Genomic DNA, 23,078 nt, shown 5'->3' with positions numbered 1-23,078 from the left:
CCCCTATAATATCAAATATTATCACAAAAAAAGCTGCATGTCAAAATGAGATTACTCACTTCGGCATGCAGCTTTATCTGTTATAAGAATTAATATTCTATATGGTATTCAAATTATAACTGAATCCAACGAATATAAGCGAAGTCCATTCTATGAGGCAATTCTGCATTCTTTGGGAATACACGGAAACCTATGCGTTGTGTTCCTGCTTCTGTTGGAGTTACTTTCAATTCGAAGAATAATTTTGAACCTTCTTCTTTCATAAGTTTGAATTCTTCTTTAAGGACAATTACTGGAATATGTTTTTCCATGTCTTCCTTAGTAACAACCATTTCAACGCCAAGCATACCCTGCAATTCATGACGGTCAATTACAAGATTAAACTTAGCTTCAGTTCCTACAACAGGACCATTTGCTACAAAGTTGTCATCAGCTGTAAATGATTCAACCTGGAAGCTATCCCAGTGAGAAGCTACCTCTTCTTTCCATGCTGCAATTGATTTTGCCTTAGCAAAATTATTTTCAGTCAATACAGCTGAACGTGTAGCCAATTTGTTATAGAAACGGTCGATATAATCATCAAGCATACGTTTCATTGTATAGTCGTATGCAATCTGTGACATAGAATTCTTGATATACTGAATCCATTCAGGAGAATAGCCCTTACTGTTACGAGCGTAATATGTTGGGATAATTTCTGTTTCCAACATCTGATAAATTGTAGCAGCGTCCAACTGATCCTGATACTGCTGGTTTTCGTAAGTACGCTTGTCAGTCAAAGCCCAACCAGCACCTTCACGATAACCTTCATACCACCAACCATCAAGTACAGAGAAGTTCAATACACCGTTCATTTCTGCTTTTTCACCAGAAGTACCAGATGCTTCCAATGGTCTTGTAGGAGTGTTCAACCAAACATCAACACCAGCAATCAAGTGACGAGCCAAACGCATATCGTAGTTTTCCAAGAAGATAATCTTACCCTGGAATTCAGGACGACGAGAAATCTCAATAATATGTTTGATCAAGCCCTGTCCACCACCGTCAGCCGGGTGAGCTTTTCCTGTAAATACAAACTGGATTGGGAACTGCTCGTTGTTGACAATCTTAGCCAAACGATCCAAGTCTGTAAACAACAGGTGTGCACGTTTATAAGTAGCAAAACGACGACCGAAACCAATCATCAATGCATTAGGATTAATCTTTTCCAAGATTGAAACAACCTTAGCTGGATCACCCTGATTTTTCAACCAAGTTGTTTTATATTCATTCTTGATATATGAAATAAGTTTATTCTTCAATGTTTGGCGAAGATTCCATATTTCTTCATCAGAAACAGACTGAATAGCTTCCCAATATTTAGCTTCTGATTGATGCTGGAAGAAATCTTTAGCAAATCTTTCCTTGAAGAATTTCTTCCATTCTGTTGAAGCCCATGTTGGCATATGAACACCATTTGTAACATAGCCTACATGCAATTCATCAGGGAAATATCCTTTCCAGATAGGAGCAAACATTTTCTGAGAAACTTTACCGTGCAACCAGCTCACACCATTTGCTTCCTGACAAGTGTTCAAAGCAAATGTACTCATACAGAACTTTTCATTTGTACCTGGATTTTCACGTCCCATGTCAATGAATTCCTGCCAACTGATGCCTAATTTACCAGGGAATTCACCCATATATCTGCCGAACAAACCTTCATCAAAATAGTCATGACCTGCAGGAACAGGAGTATGAACTGTATACAATGAAGAAGCACGAACTACTTCAAGAGCTTCATTGAATGAAAGACCGTCATTCTGGATATAATCAACCAAACGCTGAGCATTGATCAATGCTGCATGTCCTTCATTACAGTGATAAACCTGTTTCTTGATTCCAAGTTTGTTAAGCAACAAGATACCACCAATACCCAACAGATATTCCTGCTTCATACGGTTTTCCCAGTCACCACCGTAAAGCTGGTGAGTGATTGAACGATCCCATTCGCTATTCTGAGGAATGTCAGTATCCATCAAATACAATGGAACACGACCTACCATCACTTTCCATACATACGCATATACTACACGACCAGGATAAGGAACTTCAAGAACAAATGGTTCACCATTAGACTGCAAAACCTGAGTCAAAGGCAAAAAGCCGAAGTTCTGAGCTTCGTAGTTTGCAATCTGCTGACCGTCCATTGACAATGTCTGAGTGAAATAGCCATAACGATACAAGAAACCTACAGCACACAAATCAATATTGCTATCGCTGGCTTCTTTCAAATAGTCACCTGCCAAAACACCTAAACCACCAGAATAGATCTTCAATACATTTGTAAGACCATATTCCATACTGAAATAAGCTACAGATGGTTTTGTTACATCTGGCTTAACACTCATATAGTTTTTGAAGTCAGCATATACACTGTTGACTTCTGCCATCAATTCTTTATCAGAAATAATTTCCTCAACACGACCATAAGAAAGATTCTGCAACAACTGTACAGGATTTCCTTCTGTTGATTTCCATAATGCTGGATCAATTTTGCCAAACAATTTGGCTCCTTCGTGATTCCATACCCACCAAAGATTTGTCGCCATTTCTTTTAATGGCTCTAACTGTTTAGGAAGTTTTGACTGAGAATAAACTTCCTTCCAAATTGGTTCGTTTGCGTTATTCGCTTTGATTTTCATATTATGAAGTTTAAAGTAAATTCTACATTATAATTAACTTGCCATTAATTTTTCCGCTGCAAAGGTACGATTTTTTGTCGATAAATTTGCTTAACTATTTCTTTTCTTGGCTTTTTCCAATGCAATGCGGAATGCTTCATCATAATATTTGATGAATTTAGTCCATTCAGCCTTTTTCGCTAATTCAAAACAATTAGTTTTTATCTTATTCAATGTAACCTTGTTTTCCTCAGCAGCCAATTCCAAAATTGAATGCTTAATAGCATCAGCAACCTCAAAGTAATTGAAGTCTGTACGATTAACAACAACAACTCCTTCCTTTATATTATTACCTGAAACATGCTGTTTCGCCCACATTCCAAATCCGGCAAGATTTGTTGTAATCGTTGGTATTCCAAATGCTACACTCTCAAGTGGTGTATATCCCCAAGGTTCATAATAAGAAGGGTAAACAGTAGCATCCATACCAATAAGCAAATCATAATATGGCTTATTGAAAATACCATCTTTACCGTCCTGATAACACGGAACGAATATTATTTTAAGTTTTTCATTAGGCTGGTTTGTAAAACCGGCATACTGTATGTAATTCAAAACTCGGTCTTCATTCATATGATGCAGCCAATGAGTGCAGAAAGGCATTTGCATTGGTTCTGTTGTCTTTATATCTTTTTCAACAACTTCTTTCAAATCAGCACGTACATCTTTAACCCATGCCGGAACCATGATAAACGCAACAACTTCTCTCTGCAACTGACCGGAAGTTCTGGTTCTGTTCATTGCTTCAATAAACACATCAATACCTTTATTGCGGTATTCATATCTTCCACTGGTAGAAATAAGCAATGCATCAGAATCTATTTTAGTTCCCAAAAGTTTCTCTGCCACATTAATCAAACATTTTCTGGCAGCTTGTCTTTTTTGTTCGTAAAGCTTTCCTTCTGGAACAAAGTTCGGTTCAAAACCATTAGGAGTAACAATATCAGGAGCTTTATCCAACAACTGCTTACACTCAACAGCCGTGATATCGCTTACAGTAGTAAAGCAGTCCACATTATGAGCTGCCTGTTTTTCCACAGAATGTTTTGCTTCCATATTAAGCTCAAATGCCATCTGGTCGCCATTATAACCTTCCATATAAGCATACAAGGCTTTGTTGTTACCAGCGATGGAACGTCCTATGGATGTAGCATGAGTTGTAAATAATGTTGCAATAGCAGGAATATTCTTACGTATATATAAAGCTCCCATAGAAAGCATCCACTCATTGAAAAGAGCTACCACATTCTTATTTTCCAAGTGGTAATAATTATAAAAACTTTCTATGACCTTTCCTACGGCATATGCAAAAATACAGGATTCATCGTAATCACCATAAGCATGCATTGAATCGACATGGAAATCCTGCCACATAGAAAAGAATAGGATATCTTTTTCAGGGAAAAATTGTTTGAAATCAACAAGAATGACTGGAGGTTCACCTGGAACAGTCCATCTACCAACCTTTATTTTCAAATTGTCATTCTGCTCAGCGTGCTTCTTCCAATCAGCAAATAGCTTTTTATCTTCTTTAAAATCTGAAGCTTCTGTGTCTTTCCATACATCAGGGCCGATAAATACAACTTTATCCTTAAATGTTTGTTGTAGTGTATGAGCTTTTGTTGAAAGTACTGTATAAATTCCTCCAACTTTATTACATACTTCCCAACTGCTTTCGAAAAGATAATCTGGCATAGTTTTTGTATTGTCCATAATCATTAGAGTCAGTTATATTTCTTTTTTTGCAAAGATATTCATTTTTTTTACATTTTCAGACTGTCAGTTTTCTTTTTATATTCATACACACATACCAACCCGATCACAATTCATAGTTTCAAAAACAAAAAGGGTTAAGATTATTCCTCATACAGAACATCTTAACCCTTTAATTTATATATTTTATAATATAAAGACTTTTATTAAAAGCTCAATATTACATAACTTATTATAAACATCAATTAGATTATAATATACCTTGCGCCATCATTGCTTTAGCAACTTTCATAAATCCAGCAACATTAGCACCCTTAACATAGTTTACGTAACCATCAGGTTGTTTACCATATTTTACGCACTGTTCATGGATGTTTTTCATAATGCTCTGCAATTTTTCGTCAACTTCTTCGCTGCTCCAGCTCAATTTCTGAGCATTCTGAGTCATTTCCAAACCAGAAACAGAAACGCCACCGGCATTTGCTGCCTTACCCGGAGCATAAAGTATCTTAGCTTCAAGGAATGCATCAATAGCTTCAGGAGTTGATGGCATGTTAGCACCTTCAGACACTGCAAAACAGCCGTTAGCCAACAAAGTCTTAGCATCGTCGCCATTCAATTCGTTCTGAGTAGCACTTGGCATAGCTATATCACATTTTTCACCCCAAGGACGAGCACCCTGAACATACTTCACGCCATAATGTTCTGCATATTCTCTAATTCGACCACGATACAGATTCTTCAATTCCATGATATAATCCAATTTTTCACGGTCGATACCATCCGGGTCATAGATATAACCATCAGAATCTGACATTGTCACAACTTTAGCTCCAAGGCTGATAAGTTTTTCAACTGTATATTGAGCAACATTTCCTGAACCTGAAACTGTAACAACTTTACCTTTGATATCAATATTTCTAGTCTTAAGCATCTGTAACAAGAAATAAACATTTCCATAACCAGTTGCTTCAGGACGTATAAGAGAACCTCCGAATTCGATACCTTTTCCAGTGAATGTTCCAGTGTTCTCGCGTGCAAGTTTCTTATACATACCATACATATAAGCAACTTCACGGCCACCAACACCTATATCACCTGCAGGAACATCTGTATCAGGACCAATATGTCTCCACAATTCAAGAACGAATGCCTGGCAGAATCTCATAATTTCAGCATTAGACTTTCCACGAGGGCTGAAATCAGAACCACCTTTACCACCACCCATTGGCAAAGTTGTCAATGAGTTCTTGAAAGTCTGCTCAAAAGCCAAGAATTTCAAAATAGACTGATTTACTGAAGAGTGGAAACGAATACCACCTTTATACGGGCCAATTGCATTATTATGCTGGATTCTGTATCCCATATTTGTCTGAATCTGACCTTTATCGTCCATCCATGTCACACGGAAAGAGAAAATTCTATCAGGAATACAAAGTCTTTCAATCAAATTTGATTTTTCAAACTCAGAATGTTCGTTGTAAACTTCTTCAATTGTTCCTAGCACTTCAGATACTGCCTGATGATATTCCGGTTCATTCGGAAATCTTCTTTTCAAATTGTCTAATACTTCAATTGCCTTCATTTTCGTTTTTTCTTTTTTAATCTCAAACCAGCCTCAAAATTTGGTCAGCTTATGCCGATTTAAGAGTAGTACTTGTTTATTATTTAAAATACCTATTCATTTTGCCATAGCCTTTCACAGCTCCGACATCGCAAAGGTAAGCAGAAAATCGAAATATGCAAATACTTGAAAGAAAAAATCAGAAAAATATATCATTTAGTAATATTCCAAGGTAATAATTTACAAATTGTCAAACATTATCTTTTCTTCGCATATTCTTATAGATGGGGACAAATACTATTATTGCTGAAGCTACAATAGCAAATACAACATCAAAAGTTATTGTCTCAGTGTTTGATATGAGGAAATAGCATAGAAATCCCCATAATAAAGTCAGACACACAGCCTGACTGTTAGAAATTTTTCTTCGCGCCATATTTTATATCAATTTGTTTTTATTATTTACGATTCATATTTACTAGTCTATTTATAATGTGACAAGTTGACAAAGATAATATCAAAAACTAATATTTCTTTGTCAACTTATTTAACTCAACACAGAATATAAACAATACTCAATATTGTAAATAGGACATTCGCAAAAACTCCATTTATTCATATATGAAGAATGCCACTGTATAAAAAACCACAGCCAACAATAAAGCTAATACTATAATCCATCCCAACAACTGCTTTTCAAGCTTTTGCCCCTTGAACAATGGCAATTTGTCCATAAACTTCTTCAAATCTGATGCCCAACCGACATTTCCTGACGGCAACTCATAACCTCCATTTTTCATTATACGTAATGCTTCAGGCAAATCTTTTTCAAGAATTTCCACAATAGTTCGTTAAAAAATAGCCAAGCCTAAGCGGCTCTGGCGGTAAATAAAATGAGTTCTTTGAAAAGTTTGTCAATAACTTGCGTGTCTGGGCTAATCCCAAACACGCAAATAAATCGTTCAAGCATATAAGCATTGTGTATGAAAGACTTGCAGGATGATATGGAATAGGTTATTCCGAGTCTCTTACATGCCGCTTTGGCCAAGTTGATAGCTGCAAGCGACGCATTGAAGTGAAAATCCAACTTCCTGAAGTCGGTTGACTGACTGTTGGTGATTCCTGCATGCTGCTTTCCATCTCTAAAGCAAAACTCCAGCTGGAATCTGGTTCTGTAATAATCCAGAACCTCGCGTCCATCCATGGAATCGTCTGTAGAGAAGTAAAGCTGCCACTTGTCTGTCCTCCCGTCCATCGGATACCAGATGGCTAAGGAAACATACCTTTTGAGAGCTTTTGCATATACCCTCAATCCGTATAGTTTTCCCTTGTTCACCTCGTATTCCTTGCACCTGGTCAGATCCAGATTGGCAAAGTCGATTCTTCCGTCAAACCACTTGGGATGACCTCGTTTCCCTGTTTTCTTTTCCAATGTCGGATAGTACAGGATTACATCATTCCGAAAGCGGCTGATGACATGGAAATCGTTCTCGCACATAGGCGTTATGAAAGTTTCCTTGGAAAAGAATGCGTCTGCAACCACCGTTCTTGATATGCTCTGTATCTTGTCTTTTCTACTGATAAGATAGCTGCTGTACCAGTCAACGAGGTTCTTGTCCATATTATCCAAGGTCTTGCAATCCGGTGTCTGAATGGAACCTAAAGTCATGCATTCATGGTTGTCGATGTCAATGACACCGATGCCCATGATTTCCAGTCCACGCTTGTACTCTCCTGCACAACCAGACCAGAAGTAACCTATCCAAGGTGTCTTCTTTCCTGATTTGGGGATATAGGAAGGATCGATGGCGATGGCTTTTCTTTTGCCTGTGAGATGCTTGCTGATGATAGAGCCGTTGAACGCAAACCAGTCGAAAGTTTCATGCTCAAAAAGGTTACGATAAGTCTGTTCTGAGAAACAGCCATATCTGCCCAATTGGAGGAAGTTTATACGATCTGGGATAGCCATGAATAATTTCATGGTGTCCATGAACGTTTTTTCAAAAGGTTTTTGTATATTCACGACTGATTTGAGAGCCGACAGGCACTCAGATTGGTATTGCATAAGGAGTGTTTCTTTAGTCATAATCAGAAGAGTTAGGGAACTTCTAATTTACTAAAAACTAACGAATTATGCAATACTTTTTACCCTTATTGTCAGCAAGCTAGCACACTTTTTTTCAGCACATTTCTTCATGCTTAACCATTCGTCTTGACAACACTTCAATGACCTCTTTAGTGTTTTCGAACCAGCTTTTACTGGTTCTATTGTTTAACTTTTAATTTTTCGGTAAAAATTTACCGAAGTATTGTTTCCAGATAAACGCCTCCCACATCTGCATAACCATAAAGGAGGCGAGCAGTCAGTTCATTACGCAAATAGCAATCTATCCCTTCTGATTTCAAAAGTGAAATCAATATTTGCGCATCCGCCGGATACGTAAATTGTGCTATAGCTACCATTTTATCCATAATAATCCTGATTTAGAGTTTGTACAAATTTAGAAAAAAACAGAAAATGCATCCGTATGTAGCAACATTTTCTTTCGGGAGTAATCAGGTTTTCTTCCGTATATAATCTAAGATACATCCGAATGTAAATTCCAAAGCTATATAAGCAAAAAAAGCTCGTTATCTTTCAAACAAAACATGATTATGTTTTACGAGAAACACTACAGTGTTTTTTCCGAACAAATCTTTAAGGTTCGATTAGTATAAAAAACAAAACTCTTTTTGTATATTAGCAACACTAAAAAAAACAATAATAATATATATGGTCGCAGACATATTGAAAGATTTATACAAATCCTATACAGGAAGTGAAGCAGAAGACATAGTAGAATTACCATCTTCCGGCTCAAACAGAAGATATTTCCGTTTGAGTGGAAAACAAAATATTGTTGGTGTTAGTGGAACTTCTGTCAAAGAAAACGAAGCTTTCCTGTATATGGCAGAACATTTCCGCAAAAAAGGCTTGCCTGTTCCGGAAATATATTGTACCAGCAACGACAAGGCTTTCTACTTACAAGAAGATTTAGGAGACACTCTCCTGTTTGATGCCATAGAAAAAGGACGTAAAAGCAGTGTGTTTGATGAAACAGAGAAAATCCTGCTACACAAAACCATAAGATTATTACCTAAAATTCAATTTGTAGGTGCCGACGGTATGGATTTCAGCAATTGTTATCCTCAACCGGAATTCAATAGCCGTTCTATTCTTTGGGATTTAAATTATTTCAAATATTGTTTTCTTAAAGCTACCGGACTTGAATTTCAGGAAGACCGTCTGGAAGATGATTTTCAGAAAATGGCGGATGTTTTGTTACGCAATTCATCAGCAACATTTATGTATCGTGACTTCCAGTCTCGAAACGTAATGGTTCGCGACAATGAGCCATGGTTAATTGATTTCCAGGGCGGAAGAAAAGGTCCCGTATATTATGATGTAGCATCTTTTCTTTGGCAGGCTAAAGCTAAATATCCAGAGGATTTAAGAAACGAACTACTCGAAGAATACATCGAAGCTCTCCGTCAGTATATGCCAGTAGATGAAGCATATTTCAGAAGTCAGCTTCAACATTTTGTTCTGTTCAGGATTTTGCAAGTTCTTGGTGCATACGGTTTCCGTGGATATTTTGAAAAAAAGCCTCACTTCATACAAAGTGTTCCTTATGCAATAGAGAATCTAAGGGAACTTTTGCGCAATGATTATCCGGAATACCCGTATTTATGTTCTGTTTTACGTGAATTAACAGAACTGAAACAATTCACAGACGATGCACAAAAACGCCGCCTGGAAGTAAAAGTCATGAGTTTTGCCTACAAAAAAGGTATTCCTAACGACCAGACAGGAAACGGTGGAGGGTTCGTCTTTGACTGCCGAGCAATAAATAACCCTGGAAAATATGAGAGATACAATCACTTCACCGGGCTAGATGAACCTGTTATAAGCTTCCTTGAAGCAGACGGTGAAATAACAGACTTTCTGGAACATGTATATACCTTGGTAGATGCTTCTGTAAAAAGATATCTGGACCGAGGTTTCACAAATCTTATGGTGTGTTTCGGATGCACAGGTGGACAGCATCGTTCAGTCTATTCTGCCCAACATCTTGCAGAACACCTCAACAGTAAGTTTGGCGTAAAAGTACATTTAGTACACAGGGAACAAAATATTGAACAAATCTTTAATCCAACTCTATGAAAGCACTGATATTTGCAGCCGGACTGGGCAGCCGGCTAAAACCTCTTACAGACAATACGCCCAAGGCCTTGATTCCGGTCGGAGGAAAACCCATGCTTGAACATGTTATACTGAAATTGAAAGAATCAGGATTCGACCAGATTGTTATAAACATACATCATTTAGGACAACAGATTATTGATTTTCTGGAAGCAAACCAGAATTTCGGTGTTGATATTCATATTTCTGATGAAAGAGACTATTTGCTCGACACTGGTGGCGGTATAAAGAAAGCAGAACAGTTTCTGTCAGGAGACGAGCCGTTCCTTGTACACAATGTTGATATTCTGTCGGATGTAGATCTTAAAATGCTATATAATCATCACCTTGCCACACCTAAAAGTCTTGCAACTTTATTGGTAAGCAAGCGTAAAACATCCCGCTATCTGCTTTTCAACAAAGAGAACCAGCTTTGCGGATGGCGCAACAGAGAAACAGGCGAAGTGAAATCTTATTATCCTTATTTTGATCCGGAACAATACACTGAGTATGCATTCAGCGGAATACATGTTATTTCACCTGAGATATTCAAGTGGATGGACGAATGGACCGGAAAATTCCCGATAATAAACTTCTATCTGTCCATATGTGCAAGAACAAAAATAATGTCTTATCCATTGGAAAATTTAAGTTTGCTGGATGTCGGAAAGCCAGAGACTTTGCAAAAAGCCAACGAATGGATTGAGCAAAAACAATTATTGATGAAATGACATTTATATATTATTCTACTTTACCGTTCCGTTTCCTGCGTGCCTGGTGGCGCTCAGTGAAACGGAGCGTTTTTCCTATCGAAGCCGCGGAACCTATTATCTTCATAATATTCTTTTCTGTTTATTGTCTCTTAGGAAAATTCATTATCGAGCATTCCAATATACTGACAGATATTAAATCCGGAAGTGGAACTTATCTTGGTTATGATAACATATATCAGTTTTATTCTGATGGCGGTGACTTTAATCCTCTAAATCCGTTGTTCAACTTTTTCCATTTCATAAAATGGAGTATAACTGCAACCGTTGAACATTTCTGGGGAATAAATATTCGTGCGGCACTAGGCATTGCTGTGATGAATTTCTTTGTCAGTAGCGGACTTGTATGCATTTACAGATATCTGAAAAGAATAGTAGCCTTGCCTGGGAAAAGAGCTTTTTTGTTGACTCTGAACGCAGCTGCATGTTTTACGACAATTGTTCTTTCATTCACCATAGGAACATTTCCTTTCTCGTTCTTTTTCCTGATACTTTCACTTCTTGTTCTATCAACGGAATATATGAACAGAGGTCGATTCAACAGCTACACAACTGCTGTGTTTTCGTTTATCCTTGGAGGAATAAATCTGACAAATATGCTGAAGCCATTAATGATTCATTCTGTTTTCTCAGGGAATATGAAAGAAAAACTTAAGACCTTGCTTTCAAGTATTCTACCTCTGCTTATATGCTCCACCCTTTTATTTGGAATCTATTCTGCAAAAAAGGCATTTTCCGAATCAAAGAAAAAGACAGATTATTATGAAAGTTCTACAAACTTCTTAAAAAAGAAATCAGATGATGAACAGAAAAATATCATAATGAACGGTTTTATCTCGAATACATTTATGTCAACACCTCTGATTCCTCAATGGGCTGACGGAGAAAAAGAACTCAGACCAACAAAATATCTGATGGGTTGGCAATATGCAATTCCGATATTACTACTAGTGCTTTGCATTATATCTATATTTCTGAACATTCGGAATCCTTATGTATGGTTTCTGTCTGCTTATTTTTCCATAGATATAATTATTCATCTCATTCTGGGGATTGATATGAAAAACGCTCCGGCTTATGGCAGCCATTGGCTATTTCTTATCCCTATGTATATAGGCTGGATATATAAAAAGGTCCCGGTAAGAATTTATCGCGCTATCGACATAACAATGCTTCTGATTACATTATGTATGATTACATTCAACACATTGGAACTTTACAGAATAGCCGATAAATATCTGAATATTTTCTGACAAAAGAAAAACCGAAAGAAGGTGTTTCGGAAATATCCGACATTTACAACACCATCTTTCGGTTTTTATATTAATTCTGAATCACATTGTCCAGACAAACATGTCTGTCAAGCTATTTTATTTTGCAAAACTTACAGCTCTTGTTTCACGAATTACTGTGATTTTAACCTGACCCGGATAAGTCATCTCATCCTGAATTCTCTTAGCAATTTCGTTTGACAAGTTTTCTGTATCCTTATCACTAATCTTGTCTGCACCTACGATAACTCGCAATTCACGACCAGCCTGAATAGCATAAGTCTTGACAACACCAGGATAAGAAGAAGCCAATTGCTCAAGGTCATTCAAACGCTTGATATATGCTTCAACGATTTCACGGCGAGCACCAGGACGAGCACCAGAGATAGCATCACAAACCTGAACAATCGGAGCAAGAAGTGTCTGCATTTCTATTTCATCGTGGTGAGCACCAACTGCATTGCAGATATCCGGTTTTTCCTTGTATTTTTCACAAAGCTTAGAGCCTAAAATTGCGTGTGGCAATTCAGGTTCATCATCTGGAACTTTACCAATATCATGCAACAATCCGGCACGTTTTGCTTTCTTAGGATTCAATCCAAGCTCAGAAGCCATCACAGCACAAAGATTTGCTGTTTCACGAGCATGTTGCAACAAGTTCTGACCATAAGAAGAACGATATTTCATCTTACCAATCAATCGGATTAATTCAGGATGCAATCCATGTACACCAAGGTCGATTACTGTACGCTTTCCTGTTTCAACGATTTCTTCTTCAACCTGCTTACGTACTTTATTTACGACTTCTTCGATACGAGCCGGATGAATTCGGCCATCCTGAACAAGCTGATGAAGAGCCAAGCGGGCAACTTCACGTCTCACAGGGTCAAAGCCGGAAAGAACAATTGCTTCAGGAGTGTCATCAACTACAATTTCAATACCAGTTGCAGCTTCCAAAGCACGGATGTTTCGACCTTCGCGACCGATAATACGTCCTTTAATTTCGTCTGATTCGATGTGGAACACAGTTATAGAGTTTTCAATAGCTGTTTCTGTTGCCACTCTCTGAATAGACTGTATAACTATTTTCTTAGCCTCTTTGTTTGCTGTCATCTTAGCTTCTTCAACGATATCATTAATGAAAGAAGCTGCCTGAGTCTTAGCCTCATCCTTAAGAGATTCAACAAGACGTTCTTTTGCTTCTTCGGCAGACAGACCTGACAAAGTTTCAAGATGTTCAATTTCTTTCTGATGCAATTTGTCAAGTTCAGCCTTTTTCTTTTCTACCAAATCAAGCTGGGTTGCCAAATTTTCTTTTACTGCATCAACCTCAGAATTCTTTCTCTGAAGTTCTTCCTGACGCTGATTTATTGTAAGCTCTTTCTGCTTCAGTTTAGTCTCAATAGACTGAATCTTTGCATTTCTTTGAGATACCTGTTTTTCCAAATCAGCTTTAAGGTGTAAAAACTTCTCTTTGACCTCAAGTAATTTATTTTTCTTCATTACTTCGGCCTCCTTTTCCGCCTCACGAAGTATAGACTCAAACTTCGATTTTAGCAGGACACGCAAAACAAACCATGTAAGCAATCCTCCTATGAAGAAAGTTACAATAGATATGATTATATACATTCCCATTTAACTAATAATTTAAATTCATTATATTTATATATAAAAAAAGCACTACAACTGCATGATAAACATGCGAAGCAGTGCGGAAAGTATCATATTTCTAAATAAATAATCCTATTGTTCCTTTACATATTGGCTCAACATCTCGCTCACCTGAGATATTTTCTCAATGAAAGGAGCTGCATCATTAGCTTCTTCAATACGCAAATTACGATATGAAAGATGCAATGCAACCATAGCCAGTAAATCCTTTGTGTCAACAGAATCACTTCCACCGAAATGTTGGCGATACTGAAACAACATACTGTTTATCTGTACAGCAGCAGCACGAATCTTCTCTTCTTCATCTCGCTTGATATTCAGAGGATAATGCTTGCCTGCTATTTCTATATTTATAAGAAAATTATCATCCATCGCTCTATTATTCATTTAAGAGTGCGATGCACTTATCTATTTCCCGCACCATTTTCGACAATCTCATCTTTGCGTTTCGGACTTCAGTTTCATTTACGGAAACAATCCTGGCAGTCAGAAGATTGTCACATTTTATATTTAAGTCCCGAATGGTCTGCAAAGCCGTCTGGAGTTCTTCCTCCTTCTGCGCCAACAATGATTCCAACTCAGCAATCCTTGATTTCCTTGCCTCGCACAAGTCTATCAAATCCTGGATTCTGACATCGAAAATTGACAATAACTTTTTTCCCTCTTCGGTCATATCATAATAAAATCTATACAAAAATAGAATTTAGTATTTAAATTTCCAAGGTTCTGTTAAAAATATTACCACAAAATTACATAAAACACAAAAGGCCGTCCAATAAAATAATGAACAGCCTCTTTCCTAAAATTCTTCAATATTTCGTTAACCAATCAACGAAACATAAGTTTCTCCATTCAATTCTTCAAAAGACAGTTTACCCTCTTTAGCCAACCAGCCAAGTGCAGCATACATATCTTTTTCAGCTCTGATCTTTGTAGCTTTTTTCACTGCTTTAAGAGTCATTTTTCCACCGGTATTCAAGGCATTCCACACTAGTCCGGCATTTGTTCCAATTAATTCAATCATTTTATTTTATTACATTTGTGTCCGGCAAATGTACATATTATTATAATATTCCAAAAGTTTTTATTATTATTTTTGACTCAAAGCCTTAGAAGTTATCAACTTTACATTCAGTTTTACCCTCTTTTGTTATTAAATTCACCTCTATTTCCGAAATATTCAAATAACGGCGAAGCAAATCCAACGAATATTTTCCAGCTTCAAACAAACCTTCTCTTCCTGAATATCCGTTTATAATCATAAGAAGAGACTTTGTTTCCATACCGATTTTAGTACGTTCTTCATCACTTGTCGGAGTTCCGATGCCACCAACTGAATCACGATACACTGGCAAACCTGCAATATTGAGTTCTCCACGTCCGATTCCATGATAAACTTCACCTTCCTTACCTACACCTAGAATAAGATCACCTTTTATCTTGCCAGAATCAAAACCTCCGATGGAATAGCCAGTTTTCAATGACACAAGATTTATCAAATCCACAAGTGTATCAATCCTGTAAAGCGACATCCCTTTCAGAACCCTGCGGCGCAAAGCTTCAGCTGACGGACGATAGCGATTAGGATCCTTACCAAGTTTCTTATACGCCTGACGTGTAGCATAAATAGGCGCAAACTTATTTATATCTTCAACTTTCAGGGAAGTTCGCAATGCATCTTCTTCAACTGCAATTTCTTTCCACAAATTTTCATCCGATGGTGTATTCTCTGCTATTTTGCAGTAAACAGCCAATACATTCAAATCCGGACAAACATCCGTGATTTCCGCAGACAATTCTATTCCTATCATATATGTTTGTTAATTTTAATTTCTCAAGTACAGGAAACAAATGAATAAGGTCTTTACAATATACATAATTGACAATTCCATCAAATCGCCCCTAATCATCTGTCTTTTATAAATATACCGGACATTATTCTGCCACTGTTTATTCCCAACCGTCGGGCAGAGAAGAAATTCTGATTATCAGTATAAGTACAAATCCCCGACACTTCAATATTTTCTGCTCTTACACCATAATGCAACATCTGCAAACTGTTGGCTTTCCACAAATCAATGTGAGCCTTACCTGTAATTTCATTACGGATTGATATTTCTTTCATCTCCGATTCAGTCCACAAACCGGAATCGGCAAAAGCAGCAAGTACCTCATCTCCTACCTCAAAAGACTGCAAACTTATGGAAGGTCCAATTGCTGCAACTATATTTGAAGCATCAACTCCATATTTCTCAGCCATAACATAAATAGTATTTCTCACTATTCCTTTGACCGTTCCACGCCATCCCGCATGAACTGAGGCTACAACCTCCTTGTCCGGGGCATACAAAAGAACTGGTACACAATCAGCTGTAAGCACAGACACGCATATTCCCGGCACATCAGTAACCAAAGCATCCACGCCATCAAGCAGCTCTTGCTTCACTTCTGCATCAAGTGACAAAAGTCTTTCATCAAAAGCCAAAACATCCGTTCCATGAGTCTGATGCGGAACTATAATTTTTTCCTTATCTATGCCTATGTAATTGGACAACAAATCATAATTCCTGCGAATCAACTCTTCATCATCGCCGGAATAAAGTCCCATATTCAACGAAGCATAAGCGTCCTTGCTGACACCGCCATGCCTTGTGGTTATAAAATGTGAAATGTTGCAATACCGGCTCATTCCCGGCAATTGCAACACTTCAATATCATTATGCTTTTGTGGATTCAGATTCATCATATTCTTCATCTTCTTCCCAATCATCATAATCTTCGTATTCTTCATACTCTTCATCATCGAGGTCATCGTCATCCACCGGAATGATAAAGTCATCGTCATCATCCATCGGCAGAGTGCTTACATCGATATTCTTATGAACAATACGTTCAACTTCGTGGAATGTTTCCTTGTTCAGTTCTTTCCAAAGAAGATCCTTAAGTTCCGTTATTCCTATCTGTGCTATTGAAGATATGAATACATACGGAATACCTTCAGGCAATTCCTGCTTCATAGCTTCAATAAGCTCTTCATCAAGCATATCACACTTGGTAATAGTCAGAACACGAGGCTTGTCCGCCAAATCAGGATTATACTTCACAAGCTCATTGTTCAGGATTTCATACTCCTTACGGATATCGTCCGCATCAGCAGGAACCATAAACAACAGCAACGAGTTTCGCTCGATATGACGCAGGAAGCGCAATCCCAACCCACGTCCTTCGCTCGCACCTTCGATAATACCCGGAATATCAGCCATAACAAACGAACGATGGTCGCGATAGCTAACGATACCCAAGTTAGGCTCAAGCGTAGTAAACGGATAGTTGGCAATCTTCGGCTTTGCTGCAGAAACGACCGACAGCAAAGTTGATTTTCCGGCATTAGGGAAACCAACCAAACCTACGTCTGCAAGAAGTTTCAACTGCATGATGACAGTTCTCTCCTGTGCCGGTTCGCCCGGTTGGGCATATCTGGGAGCCTGGTTTGTAGAAGTCTTGAAATTCCAGTTACCCAAACCTCCGCGTCCTCCTTTCAGAAGCATCACTTCCTGTCCGTCTTCGGTCACGTCGCAGATGAATTCGCCAGTTTCAGCATCATAAACCACAGTTCCGCAAGGAACTTCGATAACACGGTCTTCTCCATCTTTACCGAAACTACGTTTTGCTCCTCCGCCTTCACCGTTTGTTGCCATAATATGGCGTTCATATTTCAAGTGAAGAAGAGTCCAATAGTTACGGTTTCCACGAAGATAAATATGGCCTCCTCTTCCCCCGTTACCTCCGTCGGGACCTCCTTTCGGAATGTATTTCGCACGGCGAAAGTGAGAAGACCCTCTACCGCCTTTACCCGAACGGCAATAGATCTTTACATAATCTACAAAGTTAGATTCAGCCATCTTCTTATATTTTTATTAAAGTTTTGAAGTTAAATTGTCAGCCAACAAGTTGACAAGAAAACAAGCTGACAAGAATTTTCTAATAATTAATACTTATCAACTTGTCTCTGAAGCCTCGTCAACTCGTCCTCTTTCTTTCAATATTATTTTACAGCGTTAATAGCTTCTTTGATACGACCGAAGATTTCTTCGATTGAGCCCATACCGTGGATAGCAACGTGTTTGCCTTCACCGATATAATATTCAGCCAAAGGAGCAGTTTGGTTGTGGTAAACTTCCAAACGAGATTTGATAGTTTCCAAGTTATCGTCTGAACGACCAGAAACTTTACCACGTTCCAAAAGACGGTGAATCAATTCATCTTCGTCAACCTGAAGATTCAACATAACAGAAACGTCTGTTCCACGTTCGTTCAACATAGCCTTCAAAGCTTTTGCCTGAGGGATTGTACGTGGGAAACCGTCGAAGATAACACCCTTAGAGTTTTCCTTGCTGTCCAAAACCTTAGCCAACATGTTAACGATCAATTCATCTGGAACCAACTGACCTTTTTCGATATATTCTTTAGCAGTTTTACCAAGTTCTGTGTTGTTTTTCATTTCTGCGCGCAAAACATCGCCAGTTGAAATGTGATCCAAACCGTATTCTTTGATAATCAATTCGCTCTGAGTACCTTTACCTGAACCCGGAGCACCAAAAATTACTACGTTCAACATAATTGTCTGTTTTTTATATTAAATAATTAATTAAATGACTAGCACACTATTCTTCCACCTGATAGATATCCTTAAATGCACGTCCTTCGCCATCATAATCAAGTCCGTGTCCCACGATAAATGCAGGAGCAATCTCCAGACCAACATAATCAGGCTTCAAATCGCATCGCAATGATTCAGGCTTAAACAGCATGGTTACAAGCTTAACTTCTGCTGCTCCTTTATCAAGCAACATACTCTTCATACATTGCATAGTGAATCCTGTGTCGATAATATCCTCAAGGATATACACTGTTTTACCACGTAAGTCTTCCTTGACTGGCATTATTTCATGAAGAACTCCTGTGCTTGCTGTTCCCTCATAAGAAGAATATCTTGCAAATGTTATAGGATATGAGGCATCTATTTCTTTCATCAGTTCTGTAGCAAACATAAATGCGCCATTCAGCATACAGACAAACAATACGTCCTTTCCACGAACGTCATTCTTTATGCCTTCAGCTACCTTCCTTACAGCAGCCTGTATTTCTTCATCCGAAATAAACAAACGGAATTTTTTATCTTTAATCTGGATTCTGTCCATACAAATATATTAATTGAGCATACAAAGATAAGAACTTTTCTTCAACTATCATCGAATAAAAAGTATGCCAAATCACAAATCCGTAATTATTATTGATTATCAGACAACTACATTTTCACCGTATTTTTATGAGCTGGAAAACTTTTTTCATATATTATGAAAATATTTTTCCATCTATATGAAAAAGTTTTTTCACAATATATGAAATTTTCTTTCCTTCCGATATCTGTGAAATCAAGGACTGGAAACTAAAAAATCAGAACCATTTTATCTTCTTAAACACCACTACGGACAAGCCTGACAATAAAGCCGAAGCCAGAACAATCCACCAGAAAGCATTAGGCACCTGCTCGATATGGACATCAACGTTCATACCATAGAAACTTGCTATCAATGTCGGAATCATCAGTGTAATGGACAGACTCGTCATACGTTTCATTATCGCGTTGACATTGTTTGAAATAATCGAAGCAAAAGCATCCATCGTTCCCGTAAGAATGTCACTATATATATTTACGGTATTATAAGCCTGCTTAAGTTCAATCAGAACATCTTCTACCAGTTCAGCATCATAATAATCCGTATCCTGAAATATCACACGAAGTTTACCGATCATGACTTCGTTTCCACGTATTGACGTGTTGAAATAAACAAGGGTTTTCTGAAGTTTCATCAGTCGGAGCAAATCCTCATTACGGATACTTTTCTCCAATTCGTTTTCAGCAGCAGTGACATCCTGATTAATTTGCTTTAGATATTTCAGGAACCATACAGCCGACGAATACATTATGCGGAATATAAGATCCAGCTTGTTGCGCACCAGAATATTCTTGCGTCTGGTATGCTCAATAAAATCAGGGATAAGATCCGTCTGATAATAGCAAACGGAAACGATTATTTCATTATTTGTTATTATACCGATTGGAACTGTGATATAAGGAACAGCACTGTCCTTGTTTGCAACAGGAATACGGAGAATTGTCAAAAGCCAGTCACCTTCCGATTCCGTACGCGGACGCTCTTCCACATCGGCTATATCTTCCAGAAAGGACTCCGGAACATTTAGTGTTTTGGTGAGGAAATCAAAATCATCACTGTCGGGCATCTGAACATTTACCCAGCAATTTGGAAGCCATTCTTTCTTTTCCACGAAGCCCACAGCTTCACTGAACAGATACTTTCTCATCAGCCTGTCTCCTTTCTCTACGTGTTTATATTCCGAAAAAGGAACCTACTGACAATGAATGTCCTCCTTCGGAATTAATTAATACTAATGTTTCTTCTTAATATGTACCTACTCGACTCGTCCATATATTAGTTCTCAAAAATGCTGTGCAAAGATACGAAAATGGGAATGTGCAGAAAACATAAAAAATGTTTTTGATTTGTCATCCTTAATGAAATTTCAAAAATCACTACTAATAGTGATTGCAGCTTTTGAATGTTTACATTTCCTTTGCATCCGGAAACAAACAAGATAAACAAACCAACATATACGAAAAGATGAAACACGTCATTCTAGGTATAACAGCCTTTTCCATAGCAGGTTTATCACAACTGAGTGCAGAGGAAAAAGTAATTGCAGATAACGACACTATAAAAACTCTGAATATAGATGAAATTGTAGTTACATCATCTGCCAAAGAAACTAATGATTTCAGGACTATTCCAGGCTCAGTGTCTGTGTTCACGCCTCAACTTATTGCCGGAAGACAAATTGATGCACTGAAGGATTTAAGCTCTTTCGTGCCTAACCTGTATATTCCTGACTACGGTTCAAGAATGACTTCGGCTATATATATAAGAGGTATTGGCGCACGAAGCAGCGGACAGTCAATCGGGATGTATGTGGATGACGTTCCTTATTTGGACAAAAGTACATTCGACTTTGAGCTGAGCGACATCCAGCGTATTGAGGTTTTGCGTGGTCCGCAGGGAACTTTGTACGGCAGAAACTCTATGGGAGGAATTGTAAAAGTTTACACAATCTCTCCTTTCGATTTCCAGGGAAAGAAAATATCACTTTCTGCAGGCAATTATGGAAACATAAAGGCTAAGGCTTCGCATTACGGTATGCTGAGCGACAAAATCGGTTTCACAGCCGGAGTTTATTACGACCATTCCGACGGATATTTCACAAATGAATATACAGGAGAGAAAGCAGACAAGGAAAATGTTGTTGGCGGAAGAATAAAACTAGAAGGACGATTCTCACCAAATTTCAAGGCGGCATATACTTTCTCCGGCGACTACACAAGCCAGGGAGCTTTCCCTTACGGATTGTATGACGCTGAAACTGGGAACGTGGCGCCGATAAGCATGAACGACAAATCATCTTACAACAGAAGTATGTTTGCCAACCAACTTCTGATGGAGTACAAGAATAAGCATGTCATATTTACCAGCACAACCGGACACCAGTTTTTCAAGGACGATATGAAAATGGACCAGGATTTCTCTTCCAAATCCATCTTCACCCTTAATCAGAAACAGAAGCAGCATTCCGTTAGTCAGGAGTTTGCCTTGCGCAATAACAACAACAATAATTACCAATGGTCGCTCGGATTATACGGTTTCTATAGCGGATTGAACACAGAAGGTCCGGTTACATTCAAGGAAGACGGAATGAAAGAGATATTCCAGGAATCAGTGTTCGACAAGATATATGAAAATGCTATCAGTAACAATCCGAACTCTGCAATGCCTAGACTAGTTGTTCTCGACAAGGAATTATATATTCCGGGAAGCTTCAAAACTCCGTCGTATGGTTTGGCACTGTTCCATCAGTCTACCTACAACAACCTTTTCATCGAAGGTCTTTCAATTACAGCCGGAGTTCGCCTGGACTACGTAAAGCAGAGTATGAACTATAAGAGCAATGCCAAGATGAAACTTGGTGCCCAGTTCAAGAACAGTCCGGTCGTAATTGACCTCAGTGATATGTATAACGAAACTGTTATCGACCTGAACACATCTCAGGATTTCTGGCAAGTCCTTCCTAAAGTATCTCTGAAATATGAATGTTCGCCAAAGACTTTCACATATTTCACAGTTGCCAAAGGATATAAAACCGGAGGATACAACGTACAGATGTCGGCAGACGTTATGCAGACACAAATGCAATACGACATGATGAGTGCGTTCAGCAGCATGATTCCCGGAGATTTGAAAGAACCTTCGCCTATCGAAGATGTTGCTGCATACAAACCAGAACAGAGCTGGAATTATGAGCTAGGTATGAGAAGCGAACTTATCGAGAATCATCTCAACGCAGAACTGTCATTGTTCTATATGGACATAAAAGACGTTCAGCTCACCAAATTCGTTGACAGTGGCAACGGACGTATTCTGACCAATGCAGGAAAAGCTCGCAGTTTTGGTGCAGAAGTTTCCCTGAAGGCACAAATCATCCAGGGGCTTACTGCAGATGCAAACTTTGGTTATACAAATGCCACATTCACAGAATATGACAACGGAAAGGAAGATTTCAAAGGCAAATATATTCCTTATACTCCGCGTCACACAGCAAGCCTTGGTGTTCAATACACCAAAATGTTGCGCAGCAACTGGATAGACCAGTTCTATTTGTCTGCCAACGTAAACGGTACCGGTAAAATTTTCTGGACTGAATACAACAATATTTACCAGAACTTTTATGCTACTCTCAACGCTCGCGCCGGAGTAAGAAAAGGTATTCTCAATGTATGCTTTTGGGGAAAGAACCTGACCAACACTACTTATTCTGCCTTCTATTTCGAATCTCGCAACCAGCCTTTCATGCAGTTAGGCAAGCCGTTGCAAGTTGGAGTTGAAGTTTCGGTCAATATTTGATAAGTAACCACAATTATATTAATAATGCGGATCAGTTGCTCATTGCTGATTCGCATTTTTTATATGTGACAACAACCTAAGTCTTCTTTTGGACTTTATGTCGGATGCAACG

The 23,078-nt window shown here is 38.3% G+C and carries 21 protein-coding genes; 4 read left to right on the top strand and 17 right to left on the bottom strand.

The window, feature by feature from the left end; genetic code table 11:
• Positions 1-113 precede the first annotated feature (113 nt).
• From glgP to ACYIAR_RS14355, 7 genes are all read right to left on the bottom strand, one after another.
• A complete protein-coding gene (gene glgP, locus ACYIAR_RS14385) occupies positions 114-2,684 on the bottom strand; it encodes an alpha-glucan family phosphorylase (protein WP_480330527.1) in 2,571 nt (856 codons plus the stop codon).
• Between the two features lie 90 nt (positions 2,685-2,774).
• Positions 2,775-4,436, bottom strand: a complete 1,662-nt coding sequence (locus ACYIAR_RS14380) for a glycosyltransferase (RefSeq protein WP_480330525.1) — start codon at positions 4,434-4,436, stop codon at positions 2,775-2,777.
• A 250-nt stretch (positions 4,437-4,686) separates the two neighbouring features.
• Positions 4,687-6,021, bottom strand: a complete 1,335-nt coding sequence (locus tag ACYIAR_RS14375) for an NADP-specific glutamate dehydrogenase (protein ID WP_480330523.1) — start codon at positions 6,019-6,021, stop codon at positions 4,687-4,689.
• 229 nt (positions 6,022-6,250) lie between these two features.
• Entirely contained in the window at positions 6,251-6,436 is a 186-nt protein-coding gene (locus ACYIAR_RS14370; protein ID WP_480330521.1) for a hypothetical protein, read from the bottom strand.
• Between the two features lie 175 nt (positions 6,437-6,611).
• Positions 6,612-6,842, bottom strand: coding sequence for a hypothetical protein (locus tag ACYIAR_RS14365; RefSeq protein ID WP_480330519.1), 231 nt, complete (start codon positions 6,840-6,842; stop codon positions 6,612-6,614).
• A 26-nt stretch (positions 6,843-6,868) separates the two neighbouring features.
• Entirely contained in the window at positions 6,869-8,086 is a 1,218-nt protein-coding gene (locus ACYIAR_RS14360; RefSeq protein ID WP_480330012.1) for a transposase, read from the bottom strand.
• Positions 8,087-8,298: 212 nt separating this feature from the next.
• Complete coding sequence (locus ACYIAR_RS14355) at positions 8,299-8,472, bottom strand: putative signal transducing protein (RefSeq protein ID WP_480330517.1); 174 nt, start codon at positions 8,470-8,472, stop codon at positions 8,299-8,301.
• A 301-nt stretch (positions 8,473-8,773) separates the two neighbouring features.
• Here ACYIAR_RS14355 and ACYIAR_RS14350 point away from each other — a divergent pair, with 301 nt between their 5' ends.
• From ACYIAR_RS14350 to ACYIAR_RS14340, 3 genes are read left to right on the top strand one after another with little or no spacing between them, the layout of a single operon-like run.
• Positions 8,774-10,204, top strand: a complete 1,431-nt coding sequence (locus ACYIAR_RS14350; protein ID WP_480330515.1) for a RapZ C-terminal domain-containing protein — start codon at positions 8,774-8,776, stop codon at positions 10,202-10,204.
• The gene (locus ACYIAR_RS14345) at positions 10,201-10,953 is read left to right on the top strand and encodes a nucleotidyltransferase family protein (protein WP_480330513.1); all 753 of its coding nucleotides are present in this window, start codon (positions 10,201-10,203) and stop codon (positions 10,951-10,953) included. The genes ACYIAR_RS14350 and ACYIAR_RS14345 overlap by 4 nt, the downstream gene beginning before the upstream one ends.
• Entirely contained in the window at positions 10,950-12,245 is a 1,296-nt protein-coding gene (locus tag ACYIAR_RS14340) for a DUF6080 domain-containing protein (protein WP_480330511.1), read from the top strand. The genes ACYIAR_RS14345 and ACYIAR_RS14340 overlap by 4 nt, the downstream gene beginning before the upstream one ends.
• A gap of 117 nt (positions 12,246-12,362) precedes the next feature.
• Here ACYIAR_RS14340 and rny read toward each other — a convergent pair whose 3' ends face one another.
• The 10 genes from rny to ACYIAR_RS14290 form a co-directional block, all read right to left on the bottom strand.
• Positions 12,363-13,898 (bottom strand): ribonuclease Y, encoded by a 1,536-nt coding sequence (gene rny / locus ACYIAR_RS14335; protein WP_480330509.1) that lies wholly within the window; start codon positions 13,896-13,898, stop codon positions 12,363-12,365.
• A 108-nt stretch (positions 13,899-14,006) separates the two neighbouring features.
• Positions 14,007-14,306, bottom strand: a complete 300-nt coding sequence (locus ACYIAR_RS14330; protein WP_480330507.1) for a cell division protein ZapA — start codon at positions 14,304-14,306, stop codon at positions 14,007-14,009.
• A gap of 7 nt (positions 14,307-14,313) precedes the next feature.
• Complete coding sequence (locus ACYIAR_RS14325; RefSeq protein WP_480330505.1) at positions 14,314-14,607, bottom strand: hypothetical protein; 294 nt, start codon at positions 14,605-14,607, stop codon at positions 14,314-14,316.
• A gap of 147 nt (positions 14,608-14,754) precedes the next feature.
• Positions 14,755-14,958 carry a winged helix-turn-helix domain-containing protein gene (locus tag ACYIAR_RS14320; RefSeq protein ID WP_480330503.1) on the bottom strand — a complete coding sequence of 68 codons (204 nt, stop codon included), beginning with the start codon at positions 14,956-14,958 and terminating at the stop codon, positions 14,755-14,757.
• Between the two features lie 85 nt (positions 14,959-15,043).
• Positions 15,044-15,745 carry a B3/B4 domain-containing protein gene (locus tag ACYIAR_RS14315; protein ID WP_480330501.1) on the bottom strand — a complete coding sequence of 234 codons (702 nt, stop codon included), beginning with the start codon at positions 15,743-15,745 and terminating at the stop codon, positions 15,044-15,046.
• 95 nt (positions 15,746-15,840) lie between these two features.
• Positions 15,841-16,734: a peptidoglycan editing factor PgeF gene (gene pgeF, locus ACYIAR_RS14310; protein WP_480333667.1), complete on the bottom strand. Its 894-nt coding sequence runs from the start codon at positions 16,732-16,734 to the stop codon at positions 15,841-15,843.
• Positions 16,652-17,836, bottom strand: coding sequence for a GTPase ObgE (obgE, locus tag ACYIAR_RS14305; RefSeq protein WP_480330499.1), 1,185 nt, complete (start codon positions 17,834-17,836; stop codon positions 16,652-16,654). The genes pgeF and obgE overlap by 83 nt, the downstream gene beginning before the upstream one ends.
• 143 nt (positions 17,837-17,979) lie before the next feature.
• Positions 17,980-18,552: an adenylate kinase gene (locus ACYIAR_RS14300; protein ID WP_480330497.1), complete on the bottom strand. Its 573-nt coding sequence runs from the start codon at positions 18,550-18,552 to the stop codon at positions 17,980-17,982.
• 46 nt (positions 18,553-18,598) lie between these two features.
• Positions 18,599-19,135, bottom strand: a complete 537-nt coding sequence (locus ACYIAR_RS14295; protein ID WP_480330495.1) for a phosphoribosyltransferase — start codon at positions 19,133-19,135, stop codon at positions 18,599-18,601.
• A 256-nt stretch (positions 19,136-19,391) separates the two neighbouring features.
• Positions 19,392-20,321 (bottom strand): magnesium transporter CorA family protein, encoded by a 930-nt coding sequence (locus ACYIAR_RS14290; protein ID WP_480330493.1) that lies wholly within the window; start codon positions 20,319-20,321, stop codon positions 19,392-19,394.
• A gap of 317 nt (positions 20,322-20,638) precedes the next feature.
• Between ACYIAR_RS14290 and ACYIAR_RS14285 the strand changes: the two genes are divergently transcribed.
• A complete protein-coding gene (locus ACYIAR_RS14285) occupies positions 20,639-22,966 on the top strand; it encodes a TonB-dependent receptor (protein ID WP_480330491.1) in 2,328 nt (775 codons plus the stop codon).
• Positions 22,967-23,078 lie beyond the last annotated feature (112 nt).

The organism is Parabacteroides sp. KHUB-01 (assembly GCF_056640935.1).
Note: the sequence above shows the minus strand (reverse complement) of the source record. Positions and strands in the feature narration are given on the sequence as shown.